This window comes from Arcobacter thermotolerans (assembly GCF_983172305.1).
On sequence record NZ_CFAFZJ010000013.1, the window covers coordinates 1 to 18522 of the forward strand.

The 18522-nt window shown below is 25.6% G+C and carries 26 protein-coding genes; 5 read left to right on the forward strand and 21 right to left on the reverse strand.

The genetic code is table 11. The features are described 5' to 3' along the window. Nucleotides 1-281 precede the first annotated feature (281 nt). From AC5LG6_RS09445 to AC5LG6_RS09465, 5 genes are read right to left on the reverse strand one after another with little or no spacing between them, the layout of a single operon-like run. Nucleotides 282-467 carry a hypothetical protein gene (locus AC5LG6_RS09445; protein ID WP_260937284.1) on the reverse strand — a complete coding sequence of 62 codons (186 nt, stop codon included), beginning with the start codon at nt 465-467 and terminating at the stop codon, nt 282-284. A gap of 9 nt (nt 468-476) precedes the next feature. Continuing rightward, on the reverse strand, nt 477-839 hold the full coding sequence (locus tag AC5LG6_RS09450) for a hypothetical protein (protein WP_260937281.1): 363 nt from the start codon (nt 837-839) through the stop codon (nt 477-479). A gap of 12 nt (nt 840-851) precedes the next feature. Beyond that, the gene (locus AC5LG6_RS09455; protein WP_260937277.1) at nt 852-1133 is read right to left on the reverse strand and encodes a hypothetical protein; all 282 of its coding nucleotides are present in this window, start codon (nt 1131-1133) and stop codon (nt 852-854) included. Nucleotides 1134-1137: 4 nt separating this feature from the next. Continuing rightward, nucleotides 1138-1425, reverse strand: coding sequence for a hypothetical protein (locus tag AC5LG6_RS09460; RefSeq protein WP_148572140.1), 288 nt, complete (start codon nt 1423-1425; stop codon nt 1138-1140). 28 nt (nt 1426-1453) lie between these two features. Next, a complete protein-coding gene (locus AC5LG6_RS09465) occupies nt 1454-1756 on the reverse strand; it encodes a hypothetical protein (protein ID WP_148572144.1) in 303 nt (100 codons plus the stop codon). Nucleotides 1757-1903: 147 nt separating this feature from the next. Here AC5LG6_RS09465 and AC5LG6_RS09470 point away from each other — a divergent pair, with 147 nt between their 5' ends. From AC5LG6_RS09470 to AC5LG6_RS09480, 3 genes are all read left to right on the forward strand, one after another. Then, nucleotides 1904-2176 (forward strand): helix-turn-helix domain-containing protein, encoded by a 273-nt coding sequence (locus AC5LG6_RS09470; protein ID WP_051487492.1) that lies wholly within the window; start codon nt 1904-1906, stop codon nt 2174-2176. 129 nt (nt 2177-2305) lie between these two features. Further along, on the forward strand, nt 2306-2878 hold the full coding sequence (locus tag AC5LG6_RS09475) for a GNAT family N-acetyltransferase (RefSeq protein ID WP_498586378.1): 573 nt from the start codon (nt 2306-2308) through the stop codon (nt 2876-2878). A 105-nt stretch (nt 2879-2983) separates the two neighbouring features. Beyond that, nucleotides 2984-3253 carry a hypothetical protein gene (locus AC5LG6_RS09480; protein ID WP_498586379.1) on the forward strand — a complete coding sequence of 90 codons (270 nt, stop codon included), beginning with the start codon at nt 2984-2986 and terminating at the stop codon, nt 3251-3253. 35 nt (nt 3254-3288) lie between these two features. On the opposite strand, the gene AC5LG6_RS09485 is transcribed toward AC5LG6_RS09480, so the two are convergent. From AC5LG6_RS09485 to AC5LG6_RS09500, 4 genes are all read right to left on the reverse strand, one after another. Then, nucleotides 3289-3732 carry a hypothetical protein gene (locus AC5LG6_RS09485; protein ID WP_260937271.1) on the reverse strand — a complete coding sequence of 148 codons (444 nt, stop codon included), beginning with the start codon at nt 3730-3732 and terminating at the stop codon, nt 3289-3291. Further along, nucleotides 3729-4139, reverse strand: a complete 411-nt coding sequence (locus AC5LG6_RS09490; RefSeq protein WP_498586380.1) for a hypothetical protein — start codon at nt 4137-4139, stop codon at nt 3729-3731. Before AC5LG6_RS09490 ends, AC5LG6_RS09485 begins: the two co-directional genes overlap by 4 nt. A gap of 139 nt (nt 4140-4278) precedes the next feature. Further along, the gene (locus tag AC5LG6_RS09495) at nt 4279-4614 is read right to left on the reverse strand and encodes a hypothetical protein (protein WP_498586381.1); all 336 of its coding nucleotides are present in this window, start codon (nt 4612-4614) and stop codon (nt 4279-4281) included. Between the two features lie 11 nt (nt 4615-4625). Continuing rightward, the gene (locus tag AC5LG6_RS09500; protein WP_260937265.1) at nt 4626-4871 is read right to left on the reverse strand and encodes a hypothetical protein; all 246 of its coding nucleotides are present in this window, start codon (nt 4869-4871) and stop codon (nt 4626-4628) included. 220 nt (nt 4872-5091) lie between these two features. On the opposite strand from AC5LG6_RS09500, the gene AC5LG6_RS09505 reads away from it, so the two are divergent. Then, nucleotides 5092-6060 (forward strand): hypothetical protein, encoded by a 969-nt coding sequence (locus AC5LG6_RS09505; RefSeq protein WP_260937262.1) that lies wholly within the window; start codon nt 5092-5094, stop codon nt 6058-6060. Here the strand turns inward: AC5LG6_RS09505 and AC5LG6_RS09510 are convergent. The 7 genes from AC5LG6_RS09510 to ruvA form a co-directional block, all read right to left on the reverse strand. Then, nucleotides 6057-7187 (reverse strand): tyrosine-type recombinase/integrase, encoded by a 1131-nt coding sequence (locus tag AC5LG6_RS09510; RefSeq protein ID WP_260937260.1) that lies wholly within the window; start codon nt 7185-7187, stop codon nt 6057-6059. The two genes, AC5LG6_RS09505 and AC5LG6_RS09510, sit on opposite strands and share 4 nt — an antisense overlap. Nucleotides 7188-7722: 535 nt before the next feature. Beyond that, nucleotides 7723-8349, reverse strand: coding sequence for a putative metalloprotease CJM1_0395 family protein (locus AC5LG6_RS09515; protein WP_260933863.1), 627 nt, complete (start codon nt 8347-8349; stop codon nt 7723-7725). A gap of 46 nt (nt 8350-8395) precedes the next feature. After that, complete coding sequence (locus AC5LG6_RS09520) at nt 8396-8884, reverse strand: HIT family protein (RefSeq protein WP_498586382.1); 489 nt, start codon at nt 8882-8884, stop codon at nt 8396-8398. A gap of 8 nt (nt 8885-8892) precedes the next feature. Further along, nucleotides 8893-10329, reverse strand: coding sequence for a Mur ligase family protein (locus AC5LG6_RS09525; RefSeq protein ID WP_434244348.1), 1437 nt, complete (start codon nt 10327-10329; stop codon nt 8893-8895). Then, a complete protein-coding gene (gene estV, locus AC5LG6_RS09530) occupies nt 10316-11035 on the reverse strand; it encodes an EstV family lipase (protein WP_498586383.1) in 720 nt (239 codons plus the stop codon). The genes AC5LG6_RS09525 and estV overlap by 14 nt, the downstream gene beginning before the upstream one ends. A 2-nt stretch (nt 11036-11037) precedes the next feature. Then, the gene (locus AC5LG6_RS09535; protein WP_498586384.1) at nt 11038-12078 is read right to left on the reverse strand and encodes a D-alanine--D-alanine ligase; all 1041 of its coding nucleotides are present in this window, start codon (nt 12076-12078) and stop codon (nt 11038-11040) included. Nucleotides 12079-12094: 16 nt separating this feature from the next. After that, entirely contained in the window at nt 12095-12652 is a 558-nt protein-coding gene (gene ruvA, locus AC5LG6_RS09540; RefSeq protein ID WP_066220242.1) for a Holliday junction branch migration protein RuvA, read from the reverse strand. A gap of 131 nt (nt 12653-12783) precedes the next feature. On the opposite strand from ruvA, the gene AC5LG6_RS09545 reads away from it, so the two are divergent. Beyond that, a complete protein-coding gene (locus AC5LG6_RS09545; protein WP_498586385.1) occupies nt 12784-14985 on the forward strand; it encodes a methyl-accepting chemotaxis protein in 2202 nt (733 codons plus the stop codon). A 6-nt stretch (nt 14986-14991) separates the two neighbouring features. Here AC5LG6_RS09545 and AC5LG6_RS09550 read toward each other — a convergent pair whose 3' ends face one another. Genes AC5LG6_RS09550 through AC5LG6_RS09570 form a run of 5 tightly spaced genes read right to left on the reverse strand, consistent with a single transcriptional unit; the run spans nt 14992 to nt 18443 of the window. Beyond that, nucleotides 14992-15348, reverse strand: a complete 357-nt coding sequence (locus AC5LG6_RS09550; RefSeq protein ID WP_066404356.1) for a hypothetical protein — start codon at nt 15346-15348, stop codon at nt 14992-14994. Between the two features lie 55 nt (nt 15349-15403). Further along, the gene (gene truD, locus AC5LG6_RS09555) at nt 15404-16465 is read right to left on the reverse strand and encodes a tRNA pseudouridine(13) synthase TruD (RefSeq protein WP_498586386.1); all 1062 of its coding nucleotides are present in this window, start codon (nt 16463-16465) and stop codon (nt 15404-15406) included. 32 nt (nt 16466-16497) lie between these two features. After that, nucleotides 16498-17340: a thiamine-phosphate kinase gene (locus tag AC5LG6_RS09560; protein ID WP_498586387.1), complete on the reverse strand. Its 843-nt coding sequence runs from the start codon at nt 17338-17340 to the stop codon at nt 16498-16500. 48 nt (nt 17341-17388) lie between these two features. After that, nucleotides 17389-18036, reverse strand: a complete 648-nt coding sequence (gene nth / locus AC5LG6_RS09565; protein WP_141047173.1) for an endonuclease III — start codon at nt 18034-18036, stop codon at nt 17389-17391. Continuing rightward, nucleotides 18033-18443: a hypothetical protein gene (locus tag AC5LG6_RS09570; RefSeq protein ID WP_260896197.1), complete on the reverse strand. Its 411-nt coding sequence runs from the start codon at nt 18441-18443 to the stop codon at nt 18033-18035. The genes nth and AC5LG6_RS09570 overlap by 4 nt, the downstream gene beginning before the upstream one ends. Between the last annotated feature and the right edge of the window lie 79 nt (nt 18444-18522).

Sequence of the window (18522 nt, forward strand, 5' to 3'; positions counted from 1 at the left end):
CTGGCAATATTTTTTGAAGGAAGATTAGATAGTGAACTTAAAATTTAAGTTCTGGTGTGATAGGATTTCTCCTATCAGAATTACTTTGACACGAAATATTTAACGGTCTCTGGAGCTGAAATTTATTATAATAAACAACACTTTTCATTAGAACATTTAGCAAATATATCATTTGTTTTAAACGAAGATATAACAGAATTTTTTAAATAAAGTTAGATATGAAAATGAACATACTTATGTCTAATTTTAAATATTTTTATAAAAGCACTTGAACATAATCTTTAAAACCATTTATTTAAAAATTTCATAACTCTTTCATCTTTATCTTTTTTATAATTTAAAAAGCTTACAAATAATCCACCAATAAATAAAAATATAGCTGCTTGCTTTGAGTCATTTATATTGCTAAAAAATAGTATTATTGATGGAATGATTAAAAATAGTATTATGAGTATATAATTTTTCAAGTTTTATCCTTAAGGTTGATTTTTATAGTAATTATAAACATAATTACCATATTTTTTTATTTTTATATATTTTAATATTGAAAATATAAATAGTAAAATTAAAAGTATATTTACTAAAAGACTTATATTTAAATAGAGTATAAAAATCAATATAGCAATTGAAACTACAAATGAGTTTGAACTAGTTTTTACTATTTTATTTTTTGAGTTTATAATTGATATTTTTTCATCTTTTTTAAATTTTATATTTTTATTACTTTTGATAAATTTATAATAACCTACATAGCTTTTTAAGCTTTTAATATTTGATTTATAAATTTTTAACTCAAATAGAGTAATTAGAGTTAAAAATATTATTACTGTTATTTGCATAGAAGAATCATTTTATTTATTTACAACTTTAATTTTATTATCTCTTTTTCTTTTTAGTACTAAATATTTTTTATATCTATAAAGCTCTTCTTTAAAATTATCCTCTAAATAAAATTTAATACCTATAAGAAAGAAAAGTATTGCCATAAAGCTTACTAAAACTCTTCCATCATTTGAATTATAGTAAAATGCAGTTGCTATATAAAAAATAAATACCCATAGTAACAATTTACCTTTTAAAAAGCATATTAGGAATAAAAACATATATTTATAGAAAAATCCTCTTGGTATCATATTTTTACTCCTTTGTCTCACATCTAGAAATTATTAGTCTTGTTGGACCTTTAACAAATTTATAACTATCATCAATTATCCATCCATCAGCTTTTGAGACTTCTATTTTTATATCATGTACTTTACAAATAATAGTTTTATTACTATTAAAATCATTTGTAATATCAAATCTAACCTTTTCAATCGAAAGTATATATAGAATTGGAATTGAAATTAAAAATATTATAAATAGTGTCCAAGGAACTATTTTTTCATTTGTTTTACTGTATTTATCTAATCTATTTTGATTCATCTTTATTACCCTACTTCTTTTGTATTTTTTACTCTGTTTTTTTAGATATACAGTTATATAAAATAAATGAATTTTTATCATCACTAACTCTATATTTATTGTTTTTATCAAATTTGAACCCTAGTTTTTTAGAAACAATAAAGTTATCACATATAATTTCTTCTCCATTTATAAAAGCATTATAAATCTCTTTTCTCTCCTCTTGAGCAACATAAAAAACTACTACTATAAAAATAAGAAAAATAATAGGAAGGATTAAAGCTCTAACATAAGAATTAAATAGTTCTTTATCTTTTTTACAATCATCTGCTAAATATTCTTGATTCTCCATAGATTCTCCTTGTGATTTACTTATCCAAAATAGGAATTTAATAGTTGTATTATAATCTAAATTAGGTATTAAAGCAATACCTACAAGCTAAAATAGTTAATTTAATGCTATAATATGCTCTAAATTAGTATATAAAGAGAATAATAAATGACAAAAGAAGAATTTTGTGTTAGATTAAAGGAATTAAATCTTACACAAAAAGATTTTGCAGAGATTGCACACGTACCTTACTCAACATTAAATAATTGGGGTTGTATGGCTAATGGTAAAATAATACAAGTTCCAACGTGGGTAGAGCCTTTTTTAAAGCATTATAGTCAATCTATAAAATATGATAAAGTAAAAAAACAAGTCGTTCAACTATTATTAGAAGAGATGAAACAAAGAAAACAAAATTCAACAAATCAAAATAAGGATTAAAAAGTGTTAGAAGTAATTACAATTACAGTTTTAGTTTTAGGAACAATATTAGCTATTGGTAAGTATGATCATGAAAGAAGTTTGAAAAAATAAGCTTTAGGTTAAAAAATTCCTAATAAGACAATTAGAATGAAAAATATTAATACAAATAAAATAGATAATAAAAATATACATATAGTTAAAATGGATAAATCTATGTTATGTGAAGTTTCACAAATAGCTTCTAAAGCATTAGGAAGTTCATTTGTTAATGAAGACATATTGGACAATGATATAAATTTATGTGCAAAAATAGATGAAAAAATAGTTGCTTATGCAACTACAAAGTTTATAGATTTAGATTATTTAAAAAAAATTATAAGAGATAAAAAATTACAATTAGATGAAGAATTTCTAAAAATAGGATATATTGACTCAATTGCTGTTAATGAAGATTATTCAGGTTATGGTATTGGAACTTTACTGCTTAAAGATACAATTTCTAAATTAAGAGAACATAAAATAGGATTTGCAATAATGGCTGGCTGGATAAACAAAGACCAAGTTAATATTAAAAAATTAGCTATAAAAGAAGGATTCAAAGAAGAGTTTATAATTGAAGAGTTCTGGAAAGAAGATAGTCTTAAATTCAACTTTGATTGTACAGCTTGTGGAAAGCCTCCATGTTTATGTTCAGCTATAATTTATACAAAAAAATTGTAACTTCATAATTTTTAAATATTTTATATAAACTAAATATAAGTGATATAAGTACTTTTTATAAGAGTTACTTTGTACAATACGAAACTTTAAAAATAAGGACAATATTTGATTACTATACAAATGAAATTAAAAGATATTATTGAAAAGATAATGATTCCAGAATCTAAAACTTTTTTAAATGAGTTAGATGAAATGATAAAAAATAATAGCTCAAGTGAAGATGATTTAGAAGCAAAAAAAGATATGGAATATTTTTTAGAAGAACTTCAAACTATATTAAAAACAATTGATAATAATCAATTAAATGATAAAGAAGCTGAAGAAATTTATGAAAAAATAAATTTTATGCTAGAAATGCATGAGGCGGGACTGTAAAACTGTGTAAACCACCTCTAGTCATTTTTCTTACTTTATATGTTATTTTCAAGCTCATTCCATACTTTATAGATAGTAGAATAATAAATTTTAAACCTATGATATTTCCCAAAATAGATGGCTATATCTCTAAAACTCATATTTTTTTCTAATTTTAGGGTTCTTACGATTGCCCAATACGAAAGCAATTTTTCTCTTTTGCTTTTATTTGTATTCTTTTTACCCCTAAGTTTTATTGCATTGAAATTTACATCATCTAGCTCTTTTACAACTGAATCTATAGCTAAAATAAGTGCAGATAGCGTCAAAATATTATTATCAACATCACTATTATTATTTTTTAGTTTGTGAAACAGTTGCTTTTGAGAAGTGAGAATTTTCAATTTAATTTCAAAATCAACTTTTGCAAAGAGCCTCAATTTTTGATTTTGTGACTCTTGATTAAGTTTTGTGATTATCTCACAAGCTTTTAAATTCATTGCAGCACCTCTTTTTTAATTAATTTTTCTATCTCTTGTAATTGTTTAAATTTGCAAGTGATAATATGATTTATCTCTTTCCCAGTTTCAAATGATGAAGTTGTAAGTTTGAATTCTTCTAAATGTTCAAATATTTCAATTTTTGAAATATATCTGTAACAATCAAGATAAAAGATTTGTTCACATTCAAGATTTTCAATTCTTCTAATAAAAGCTCTTTTCTCATCTTCTTTTTTATAGGCTAAAAAATCTCTAAAGTTATCTAGTGTCATCTCTTTATTTGCCATTAAAGATGCAAATATTTTTTTACGATGTAATCTTTCAGATTTTTTTGCTTTTAATCCATCAGCTACTAGCCAATTATAAAACTCATCAAAGAGTTCTACTTTTTGATTTTCAGCTATCATATTTCTTCTTCCTCTTCTTCTTTATAGGATATAGTTATCTATATAGTTATATGTGTCTCATTTTGAGACGGGTTTTGTCTCATTTTGAGACTGAATAAATCTCATTTTGAGATAGTTGTCTCAATTTGAGACTACCATATCAATCGTCTTTTTTTACGAGTCTTAGAGACTCAAATTCATCCCACCATAATTTTGTTGTTCTTAAAAAATTTGTATCAGGATTTTTTTCAAGTAATTCTTTTTCTATTAGTTTTTCTATACTTCGATAAGTTGTTGCTCTTGAAAAATCAAACTTTAATCCCAAAGTTTCAGCTTTACCATAATACCAACCAGGGAATATTGAGTCTGGATTATGACTTAATGTAAATATTGCACTTGCAATACAATAGTCATTATTGGATAAGTCATATTTAACTCTTGGATTATGCTTTATGGTTGTAAAATCAGCTAATCCTATTTTATTTTTTTGATACATATTTGTTCCTATTATTTTGATAAGAACTGTGCAACATCGTAAATATCGAAACCATAAGTACGGTAAGGTATACCATTTCTTCTGATTATTTCTTTAAATTTGAATGTAGGTAATTTATCTAATTCATTTTTTTTAATAATTTCATTAAATGTACTACTACAAATACCTTTTATTTCACAATATTGCCGTGAATTTAATTTTGATTTCTTTGGAAATTTTGTCTCTATCTTGTTTAAATAAAATTCAAATTTATCCATTTTCATATCCTTTCTTTTTTTGAAAAAATTTAAAAAAATTAATTATTGTTAATCTTTTGTGATGTAATTGTATAGATATCATTATTAGACTAATATTTAATATATTTCATCATTTTTATATAATTTTAGCTATACTTAAGGTATAATCTTAAAATACAAGAAGTATATTATGCTTTTGGGACAAGTTTTGTCCCATAATATAAAAATAAGGTAAAAAAAAATGAGAAAAGAATTATTAAATTTTTTAGGTTTATCTCAAAGAAGTTATTATACTTGGCAAAAAGATAAGCACCCACACATTATTGAGATAGTTAATGATGTATTTAAAACAAAAGAAGATATATTATTTTTTAATTTATTTTGGGAACTACCTTATTCATACTCTGATTCCCATAAAAAAACATATAACGAAAAGAGCTACAAGGAAAAATTATGCGAAATTTTAGGTATAAAACCATCTAGTTATTATCATTGGCAAACTGGAAAAAGAGAAAATATAATTAAACTATTTGAAACTATATTTAAAAATATAGATGATCTTGATTATTGGATACAAAACAAAAAATTTCAAACTGAAAATCAAACATTTATTAATCATAATTTATATAATTTTATAAATGATTTATGTGAAAATCAGAAATTCTTTGATGAAAAAAATAACCCATTGGATATTGGTAATTTATTATCAGGTTTAAATTTAAGTGATTTAAATATAAAAGACCCAATAATTTATTTTTTAATTAATCTCAAGATAGAAAAAATAGATAAAAATAATATCAAATATTCAATCATTAATGAACTTAAAATTGATAACTATATTCCGATTGATTCGTACATTAAATTTTTAAAAAAAATAGATTCTACCAATCTGGAAGAAATTTTTTCAAAATCATTTAATTTAGATATATATTTTTTCGATTGCATCAAAAGGCTTGATATTGACATGTTCATTAAATTAATATTTCTATCTTATCATACGAAACGGATACATATACATTTTGATTTAAAACCTTTACTTATCCATTTAGACAACTTATTTAATGTGCTTAAATATCGTACTCAAATTAAAATTAAACATCGAGAAAATATTCTATTAAGAAACGAAAAAATGAAATTGATGATGGCTTTTTATAGACGCTGGGAAGAGCCAGGTCTATTGTATCGTTTTGTTAATAGAGGTATTCTTTAAAAATTCAATCTCTCAGTAGCTTGATGCCGTCTATCATCTATGAGATGACTATATCGCATTGTCGTTTCTATCTTCTTATGCCCTAACTGCTCTTTTATATGTAAGATATCTACTCCCGATTGAGCCAACCAAGAAGCATGGGTATGTCTTAAACTATGTGTTGTTAGTCTATCTTTATTAGCATTGTCATTTCCTGGTATTAACTTATCAACTTCAATTTGCCACTCTTTAGGCATTTTTTCATATTTATTTCCATTTATTGTGGGTATTACAAGATTATTTATTTTATTTTTATAAAGCGAATTAACTACTTCTAAAACCCTATTACTCATTTTAATATATCTTGCATTTCCATCTTTTGATGATGCAAAATAAATTAAATTTGTATTAAAATTTATATCTGACCAAGTTAATCTTGCAACTTCACTAAATCTAGCTCCAGTAAATAATAATAATGTCGTTAGTTCATATAATCTTTGATTTTCTCTTTGTTGTAAAAGTTCAAGTAATTCCTGTGCTTTTTCTTTTGTAAAAAATCCTATTTTTTGATTTTCAACTTTTGGCATTCTTACTCTACCTGAACCAATTGGATTCGTAAGATTTTTTATTAATTCATTTTTAATAGCATGGTTAAATATATGCCTTGCAGTTGCTAATATATGCTGTACAGTTTTTGGAGCAAGTACTCTTCCAGTTTTTTTATCAACTTCTGTAAGCTTTTTTTGTTTTAATTCTTCAAAATCTTTTGGTTTGAGTGTTCGAGGATCACTCTTTCCTAAAAATGATAAATGTTTATTATAAACTAGTAAATCATTATGTTTCCAAGTTTTTTTATTTGCTTTAGCCCAATTTAGATAATCTTCAAATATATCTTCAAAAAGAACTTTAGATTTTCTTTGTACTACCTTTGGTAACTCCTCTCCAGTTGCTATCTTATGCTTTACTTCTATCAACCTATCATATGCATCCATAATTGTATAGTTTGACTGTTTTGTTTTCATCCCAACTTTTTTTAAAGTAGGAGTTCCTTCTTCATTCCTATAATTTATATAATAAGCAACATTTCCATTTTTATATTCATTTATAAAAATACCTGGATATTTACTACTTGCTTTTTTTAATGCCATAAATTTATACCTTATATTTAATAATATGAATTGTACCAAATCAATTATAAAATTTTTAATACATTTTTAATACAAGATATGTAAAAGTTTATTAAAGTTAATAAATCTTTTTTAATCTAAAATTATTTATAAAGCTCTATTTTATCGATACTTTGAAGAAGTTTGTTAATCTTTGAAAAAGTTAGAAAATCTTTTCAAATTCGGCTCATAACCGAGTGGTCGAAGGTTCGAGTCCTTCACGACCCACCAGCTATTAATTTCACTACTTATCATAACATCTCAAAACGTTTCAAAACTCCCTTTTTATAGTATTTTGTTTGTTCCATTCTGTTCCATAGAATTCCATTAAATTCACTTATAGGAAAAAATTTTTGCGGTACAAAATTAAAATGGAATTTGTACCATAATAATATTGCTAAATATTTAAAACAATCGCTGATACAGAAGTAAAAAGTTTAAAAACTAAAGATTAAAAGATAAGTGATGAAAACAATAAACTTGTATTTAATATACATAAAATAAGTACTTGTAAGTACTAAAATTTAATATTAGAGTTCTTATCTAAAGATTGAATATTACTATTTTTTTCATACTCGCTTTTTGCATTTTTTGTATATTCATTTGAGTTAGTTATTTGCTCATGTATCTCTTTTGTAAACTCTTGTTGAGCTTTCATCATAATAACTCTAGCCTTAGAAGCAATAGACAAATCCTGTGGACTAGGATCTGAAGGAGCTAATGCTGTTGCAATAACATCATGCATATTTGATATTGTCTCTTGTGGAGTATCTCCTGTTTTTATCTCAACAGGAACTTCTCCAGCTATTGCATACATTAAACCATCAGGACCTTTTGTATAACTATATGTTGCTCCACCACTTGCAGCTGGACCACTTTTATGTGCCATTTCATGTGCTTTTATTTTTGAATCTATAGCTTTAAGTTTAAAAACTTCTGCTTCTTCATCACTAGTTAGTTTTGTAGGATTTTCTTTTTTCTCTTGATTTTCTTCATATTTAGATTTTGTAGAAGATTCATTTTTTTCAACAGCATTAGTATCTGGTTCTACTTTTTGCTCATTTGATTGAGACTCTTTTTGAGCTTTCGCTCTTGAAAAATAATCTATATTAAAAGAATAGAGGTTATTATTTGATATTTCCATAAAAAAATTATATAAAAAGAAAATAAGAAATTACTTAAAATTTATCTCAGAAAAAATACTTTTTTGTATTATCTTTTAACTTTTTATAAATCTCTTCAAATGAAGCTGGATAAACTCTTGTTTGAGCTATTGTTGTAATAAAATTTGTATCTCCAATCCATCTTGGAACTAAATGGTAGTGTATATGCTGCTCTACTCCAGCACCAGCTGCTTTTCCTAAATTCATCCCAATATTTACACCTTCACATGGCATAACTTCTTTTAAAAGCTTAACTGCTTGCTGTACCCTGATACTCATTTTTAACCAAATAGTTTCATCTAAATCTTCAACATTACAAGTATGAAAATATGGAATAACCATAATATGCCCTGGACTATATGGAAACTTATTCATAACTACATAACAATATTCATCACTAAATATCACTTGTAATTTTTCATCTTCTAAGTTTTCACTAATATGACAAAAAACACACCCTTTTACCTTTTCATCGGTTACATAGTTATATCGCCAAGGTGCATAAATATGTTCCATTTTTTACCCTATATAAAATTTGGTGCATCATTTGCAAACAGTATTAAATCACCACTTTTCGTAGTTCTTGCTAAAGTTGTTTCAAGCATTGTCTTATCTTTTAAAACAAAAACTTTATCTTCATTTATATTCGCTTTTAAAATATTTGCATTTAAAGTTCCAGTTATTATTACAAAATCAAAAACTTTATCTATCTCTTTTGCCAAAAGAATATTTGCACTATCTGTAGATTCTACAAGCCCTGGAGTGATTATCACTTTTCTTCCATTATAGTTTGAAGAGATATTAATAGCTTCTAACATTCCTTCAAGATTTCCATTAAAAGAGTCATCTATTATAATTTTTCCGTTTGCTTCAATTTTTTGAAGTCTGTGTTCTACTTGTGGTAAAGTTGTTAAAGCTTCATTTATCTCTAAAACACTCATTCCTAAATGAGTTGCTACTAAAACAACTGCTGCTAAGTTTATTGCATTAAAACTTCCTAAAATTGGTGCATAAAAGTGTTCAACTTTTCCATTTAACTCCATGTCAAACCAAAGACCATCAAGATTACTTTTTACTATATGAAGATTATTTGGAAACTCCTCTATCTTTTCACTAGGAACTACATTTGCACTACTATGAACAAATGCTTTTTGTAATCTAGGAGATAGTAAAAGCTCTTTTTTTGTATTTTTAATATTTTCTAAAGTCTTAAAATACTCAATATGTTGCTCTCCAACACTTCCAACAACAGCAATTTGTGGCTCCAAAAAGTTTGCTATTGTTTTTATATCACCTTTTACTCTTGCCCCTGCTTCTGCTATATATATTTGTGTATCTTTTGGTAAATCTCTATTTACATCAAGAACAAGACCTACAATAGTATTTACACTTCTTGGTGTTTTATATGTTTTAAAATGATTTTTTAAAACATGGTGTAAAAAGTTTTTTATAGATGTTTTTCCATAAGATGCTGTAATTGCAACAATTTTTAAATCTTTATTTTCAAATAATCGTTTTTTTGCTCTACTTTTAAATAGTAAAAAAAGTATTTTTTCTATAATATTTGAAAGAATTAAAGTCACAATAAGAGTTAAAAAAAGAGTTACTTTTGAACAAAAATCATCATCTAAACATAATGAAATTTGAACAAAAATAGTTATTAGTAAAATAGTCAAAAATCTTTTTACTCTGCTTGTAAGCACTAAACTTCTATCAAGTTTTCTATTCCATAAAATAAAACTTACAAAATATAAAACAAAAAAGTATATATCAAAATATGGGCTAGGAATTATAAAAAATAGAACTATTGGAGAGATAAAAAATGTTAAATGCCACTGCCATTTATGGTGTTTAAATATAACTCTACTTATTTTATAGTTATACCACTGTAAGTTAGTAATCAAATACCAACCCAAACTTAAAACTAAAACAATTTTAGTAACTATACTAAGATATTCCATTTTCTACTCTTTCACATATATTTTTTGCATTTTTTAAGAAAAAATAGTGGTCACCACTATATGAAGTAAAAATTGATTTTTTGATTAAACTTGCTATCTTTTCTCCAGATTTTAAAGATGTAGCACTATCATCTTCTCCCCAAAAAATAAAAGCATTGTTTTGAAAATTTGAAAAATATGAAGAGAAATCTTCATCTACTACATTTTTAAAAGTTGAATACATATTTTCACTCATTTTATCAACATCTTTACTTCTAAAAACTTTTGTAAAATTTTTTAAACCTAATTTATTTAAAAGTTTTGCAAAAAATATTTTTATTTTTACCTTTATTGGCTTCTCTTCCAAAATTCCTGCACTACTTAGCAAAACTAAATTTTTTGGATTTAATAAGGTAGCTACTTTCCCACCAAAAGAGTGACCAAAAATAAATTCACAATTTGAATTTATAGATTTTAAAAACTCTTTTGTAATCTTTGAGTAATCATTTGTAGTCAAAACGTAGTTGTTAGAACTTTTACCAAATCCTGACATATCAAGATAAATATGTCTATAATCTTGCAAATAAGAAGAAAATGCACTTTTCATAATATCTTTATTTGAACCCCAACCATGTAAAAACAAAATATCTTCTTTTTTTGTAGGATTAATTATCTCATAAGATAAATCAAAATTTTTACCATCAACTATGACATTTTTAATAGCCAAATCTATTTTCCTTTTGCAAATTGGATTTTATTTACATACTCAAAATTTATAGGTATATCTTTTTTAGTTGGAAGATTTGAAGCAACTTTTGTAAATAAATCTTGGAAATCAGAAAACAGATAGTTTGCCATCGAACCTGGAATTGAGTTGATTTCATTTAAATAAACTTTATCATCTATTATAAAAAAATCACATCTTATAATTGAACCTTCAAAAAGTGTATTGTATAAATTTTTGAAACTCTCTTTAATCTCTAAATTTAATTTATCACCCAAATCAACCTCTTTTGCTTTTGAAGTTCTTGAAAAATCTAAATATTTTTTGTCAAAATCTAAGAATTCAGCTTTTTGAGGCTCTTCAATAATTGAAAATATAAACTCTCCATTTACTTTTGTTCCAGCTAAATTATACTCTTTAACTCCACTAATAAATGGCTCAATTATAATAGCATCATCAAATTCAAAAGCAACATCTAAGGCATAAGATAGCTCTTCTTGATTTTTAACAATAGAAACACCTATAGAACTTCCTAGTTTAACTGGTTTTAAAATAACTGGAAACATATCAACTTTTACACTATCTTTCTTTGTAAAATATTTATAATCCAATACATTCACACCAACACTTTTTGCATAACCTTTTGTGATGAACTTATTAGAGCTTACAACACAAGCTTCAGTTCTTGGAGCTATAAAAGGAATATTATAAAAATCCAAAACAGATGATAAAATACCATCTTCTCCATCTCCTCCATGAGATAGATTTAAAACTACATCAAAATCTATATTTTGCTCTTTTTTAAATAATCCAGAAATTTTATAAAAACCACCTTTTTTTAAATAAACTTTATCAAATTTTTTATACTCACCACTACTAAAAAGTTTTGAATTTATCTTATTTGTTGGAATTTCATAAATATCTCTTTTTGAGTCAACATAAAAATATATTAAATCATCTTGTAAAACATCTTTCATAGCAATAGAACTCACTATTGATATCTCATGCTCAAAACTCAAACCACCAAAAAATATTGCTATTTTCATAATTATTTCCCTTTATCTATTTTTGTAATTTTCTAAGTGCTTCACGAACTAACTCAGCTGTAGTTGTGCTTGTACAAGATTTTAAAATTGTTGTTACAATATCTTTTTTAAATCCTAAACTCTCAAGAGCCAAAGAAGCTTCAATATTTATATTTGTAGATTCATCACTACTTGCTCCATCTACAATAAACCCACTAAGCTCAACTAAAATTCTACTTGCACCTTTTGGTCCAATTCCAGGAACTCTTTTTAGCATATTTACATCATTTGAAGTGACAATTTGTGCAAATGAGCTAGGAGTAAAAGTTGAACAAATAGCAAGTGCTACTTTTGGACCAACTCCATTTATTTTTATAACTGTATCAAATAATTTCTTCTCATTACTATCTAAAAAACCATATAGATTATGTGCATCTTCTCTTATTATCTCTGTTATTTCAAGAGTTATTTCATCTGAAATAATTTTTGAACTACAATTTAAAGATACAAAAACTTCATATATAACACCACCAACATTTAGTTGAAGTGATGTTGGTTCTTTTTTAACAACTCTACCAACTAATCCTACTATCACAGCGTTCTCACTTTATTTTTTATTATAATTTTTATAAAGAGTGCTTAATTTAGAAAACTAAACTCTTATTTAATACTTTTTAAATATTTTAAAGTATATAATAATTCCACTTAAAAAATAAGGGTTCTAATATGCTTGATTTTATAACAAAAAAGATTAGCAGCAAAATTATATTTGCACTATTTTTACTAATGTTTATTAGCAGTTCGATTATAGTTTACTCTACAACAACCAAAGTAACAAAAGACTCGATAGCAAATGCAAAAGATAGTTTAGAGATGTTAAATGCATCCATATTTCAAACCTTAAGAAATACAATGAACACTGGAGATCCAGCACTTATACAAAAAGCAGAAGATGAAGCAAGAGAGATAAAAGGTGTAAAAAATCTAACAGTAGCAAAAAGTAAAGAGTTGATGGAGCTATACTCTGTTGATACACCATTTACAGATGACCCTCAAATATTAAAAAGTTTTGAATCAAAAGAGAATCAAATCATTCAAAAAAATGACGAAAATGGTCATACTATAAGAATGATAAAACCAATGATTGCTACACCTGAGTGTATGGCTTGTCATGCAAACCAAAATGTAGGAGATGTAATTGGTGTTATGGACCTTACTTTTTCTCTTGAAGAGACAGATAAAAGAATTCAATCACTTTTAGCAGAGATATCTTTTACATCAGCTGTTTTAGGATTACTTACAATTATTCTAATATTTTTTATTGTAAAAAAAGCTACAAACTCTATAGAGATATTAAAAGAAGGGTTTAGCAATCTACTTCATTCAAATGATACAAATATTACTTTGAAAGTAAAATCAAATGATGAAATAGGAGATGTAGCAACGCTTTTCAACTCTTATATGGATAAAGTAAGAGATGGGTTAAAGCAAGATGAGATAGTAATTGATGAAGCAAATGATGTAATAGAAAAAACTGCAAATGGATTTTTTGTATATAAAGTTCACAATACAGCTTCAAATCATCATGTTGAAGATTTGAAAAATAAACTAAATGTTATGATTGAAAAAACAAAAGATACTCTTGATAATATAAATGAAGCGCTAAGACAATATGCTGAATCAAAATATGATTATGTTTTAAAAGATGATGCTATTTTTGGAAATTTAGGTTCACTTGCTAGTGGAATAAATCTAGTAGGAAATAATACATCAGAACTTTTAGCTATTGTTATGAATACTGGAAATAGCTTAAAAGATAGTACTCAAACACTTTCAGACACCTCTTTGGAGCTTAAAAGTTCTTCTAGCAAACAAGCTGCTAGTCTTGAAGAGACTGCAGCTGCACTTGAAGAGATAACAGCAACAATTCAAGCTAACACTCAATCAACAATAAAAATGTCAAAACTTGCACATGAGCTTAGTATTTCAGCACAAAAAGGTCAAGAATTAGCTAATCAAACGGCTAAATCTATGGATGATATAAATAAAGAAGTTAGCTCTATAAATGAAGCTATTGAAGTAATAGACCAAATAGCATTCCAAACAAATATTCTAAGTCTAAATGCTGCTGTTGAAGCTGCAACTGCTGGAGAAGCTGGAAAAGGATTTGCAGTTGTTGCTCAAGAGGTTAGAAATCTAGCAAATAGAAGTGCGCAAGCTGCAAAAGAGATAAAAGATATAGTTGAAAAAGCAAGTGAAAAAGCAAATAATGGAAAAAGCATAGCAACTAATATGATAGATGGTTACTCTGAGTTAAATAATAGTATTTCAAATACTTTAGTAACCATAGAAAATGTTGCAACTGCTTCAAAAGAGCAAGAGAGTGGTATTTTACAAATAAATGATGCAATTAACTCTTTAGATGCTTCAACACAAAAAAATGCACAAGTAGCAGAGCAAATATCTAATATGGCAACTTCTATTGCTTATACATCAAACTATTTAGTAACTGCTTCTTCAAGAACATCATTTATAAAAGATAGTTTAGATAAAGTTGATAATGTTGATTTAGTATATGATACTGCTTTACTTAAAACAAATCTTTTAAAGAAAAAAGATGAAGTTTACTCAAAATTAGGAGATTATAAAAACTTTAATGTTGTTGATGATAACTCTATAAAAGATTGGCTAAATTCAAATGATAATGTAAGTAAAATCTCTGATAAAAACCTTTTAGAAAATATAAAATTATTAGATACAACATTTTATAAAAATCTTCAAGATTTGGTAATATCAAATTCAAATGGTGATAAACCAGAGATTTTAAACACAAAAGCAAGTGCAGTTGAAAAATGTACAACTGAAATATTTAAAAGTTTAGATGATATGAAGTTTAATAAAAAAGATAGTAAAACTAAAAAAGCTTAAGCTTTTTTAGTTATTTTGCATACTCTGTATTAAAGCTGCTAATTCATCTTCACTTAAAGAATCTTCTGTAGCATCTATCGTTTTTGCACTTGGTGCTAAGTTATATTGAGCCTTATCTATATCATTTTTATCACAAACAAAATTTACAACTCTCTCTATTTTTTGTCTATGCAAATCTTGTCTTTGTAAAAGACCGTAAATATTTGATAATAAATCTTTTAGCTTCTCTCTTTTATGAACAGGAATTTTAATATTATCTATAATTTTAGAAATTTCATCAGTATTATCAAAAATTCCTTCTGCATCTTTTTCTGTCTCTTTGATAACTTCGCATAACTCAGTTATTAGTTCTTCGTATCTCATTTCTTATCCCCTTGTGTAGTCTAAAATAGATACTAGCAAAAAAGCACTTAAAAAATTAGTGTAAAATCTCCGCGATTAACTCAGTTGCATATGAACCTTTAGGAAGATAAAAACTTAGTTCCATATGATTTTTATCCTCTTTATAATTGCTTTGTAAATTTTCTGGAAAAACAAAAGCAAATCTTCTAGCTCCATCTTCACTCATTTGTACTTCAAAATCTTTTTCAATCCCATATGCAAGACCTTCAGATTTTTTTACTCTTTTTCCACATAAAAGACCTGTTGGCACTCTATCTTTTTCAAAGAATTTTTGACTTTCAGTTTCTAAATCATCTATTATAAAAATCTTCCCAAATGGATAATGACTTAATAAATCTCCTGTAAAAATCTTCAAAGGGTGTGCTTGTTTTTTTGCTCTTTTTACCTCATCAAGTGGAAGATTTAGCTTTTCAAAAATCTCTTTTGGCTCAAAAGCTTCAATTAACTTTGATATTTCTATTCTTTTTGATAACCATGAATTAAAAAGATAGCTTTGATAAGCATTAATAAACATCTGCTTTAAATTTCTATTTCTCTCTTTTAGAGTTCCTTCAACAATCTGCTTCCCTTTTTTATAATTCTCACCATCTATTCCAAATCTTTGAAAGCCAAAATAATTTGGCATTCCAAAAACTGCAATTTTTGAAAATGCCTCTTCTATTTTTTGTTTTTCAACAAGTCCAACTCTTTTTAATCTTATAAAAAAATTATTTCCTTTTAAATGCCCTATTTTTATCTTATTGTTGTGATAAGTTGTTTCAAGAATTTTAATATTTTCATGATTAAAACTTTTCAAAGCATCTTCATATTTTCTATGCACAGAAATATGTTGAACAGTCATTGCATTTTTATCTTTTAAGCCAGCATATCCAAACTCTCTAGTACTACATTTTAGATAATTTGCTAAAATTTCAATAGCATCCCAAGTAGCTAAATCTTTTTTTCTAAGTTTTAAAATAAGGTGTTCACCCTCATTACTAAACTCATAAAGTGGTACTTCATTTACTACAAAATCATCTTTGCTTTGTTTAAAATATACATCAATTTGTGAGTGATTTAGAAATCTTTGTGGTTTCAATTATTATCCTTTTATTAAGTTTTGTATCTTTTTTAATCTTTAAAATGATGGTTGGAAAAACTACTTTTATAGCTTCCTCTTACTGCTTTTGCAAAAATATTTAATTTTATTTCATATTTTTTTGCAATATTTTCTATCTTTTTTAAATTTTTTTGATTACAAGAAAAAAGTATCTCATACTCTTCACCTGAAATTCCAACTTCCTCTTTTATCTCTTTAAAAAACTCAAATCCAATATTTGAAGAGTTTGAAAGTTTTTCTAAATCCAAAAAAAGACCATCTGAAATATCCATAGCAGTATTTACATATTTTGCGGCTTCATAAAAGAAATCTGCTCTTAAATTTGGTTTTATAAATTTTGAAGATTTCTTTATCTTTTTTCCAGATAAAAGAGCATCTAAATCTCTTTTACTCTCCCCTAGTTTACCAGTATAACAAAGATAATCACCCTCTTTTACACCATTTCTAAAAATAGGATTTTTTGTCTTTGAAACTATTGTTATACTAATATCTAACTTTGAATTTTCAATAGTATCTCCACCAATAATTTCAAAATTAAAATCTCGTGCAGCTTTTTTAAAACCACTTGAAAGCTCTTTTAAATTTTCATTCGTATAACTTTTTGGAATTGCTATTGAAATAAGTGCATATTTTGGTTTTGCATTCATTGCTATTGCATCTGAAATATTTACAAGCATTGATTTATAAGCTATTTGCTTTAAGCTAATAATTTTTTTATCTATCCACTCTTTTTTGAAGTGCACATTTTCAAAAAAAGCATCCATTGAGTAAACATACCCATTTATAAATGCTCCATCATCACCATTGTATTTACTATTTGATATCTGTTTTATAAAAAAATCTTCTTTATTCATAAGGCGAAGTGTATCAAAGTTTTGCAAAATATATTTAGATATTAAAATTTAACTAGGTTTAAAACTACTTTTTGTTTTGCAAACTTGTGGGAAATAACATTTATCACACTCTGGTTTAATTGCCTTACAAATATATCTTCCAAACAAAACCATAGCTTGATGAAAAATATGTAAATCATGACCCTTTAGTTTTTTTACCAAATCAGCTTCAGTTTTTTCTACATTTTTTGCATCACTAAGTCCCAATCGATGAGAAACTCTAAAAACATGTGTATCAACAGCCATAAGATTTTCCTGCTTATACTCAATCATAAAAACATTTGCAGTTTTATTTCCTACACCTGCAAGTTTCATAAGCTCTTTTTGATCATGCGGAATATTTCCATTATAATTCTCAACAACACTTCTTGCCATCTTAATAATATTTTGTGCTTTATTATTAAAAAATGAACAAGAGTTTATAAGTTTTTTTACATCATCAAGATTTGCGCAACTTAAGTCAAAAACAGTTGGATATTTTTCAAACAAAGCTGGAGTTATTATATTTACTCTTTTATCTGTACATTGAGCTGATAAAATGATAGCAATTAAAAGTTCATAATCATTTTTATAATTAAGCTCAGTAACAGCATCACTATAATGCTCTATAAATGCTTCTTTTATAATATTTATATCATCTTTTGTTGCTTTTTTCACTTTTTAAAGCACTCCTCTTTTAAGCCATCAAAGTTTACAAAAATATACTCATCTTTTATTTTATTAATTTCAACATTATTTAAAGTACATAAAAACTCTTTATCTTCTTTTAAAACTGTAAAGATAAATTTATATACAAATTTATCTTTACTACTTACAACTTTATTGTTTAAAAGCTCATAATCTAAACTTTTAATTGTAGTTTTGTATTCTTGCTCATATTTTTTAATAAACATATTTGGCAAATAATTATCCTGTTTATTTTCATAATATAAAAAAGCAATTGTTAATAAAAATATAGTTGATAGCAATATAATAAACTCTCTTTTTTCAAATTTATCATTTACTTTATAAATAATAACTGTAGCAATTATAAGTAAAAGTGAAATCGTAATAATAATCTGCATTTTAAACCTTTTTTTCTAAATAATTTGTAATTAAATACGATTATATCAAAGCTTTGCAAAATTTATAAATAATTAATAA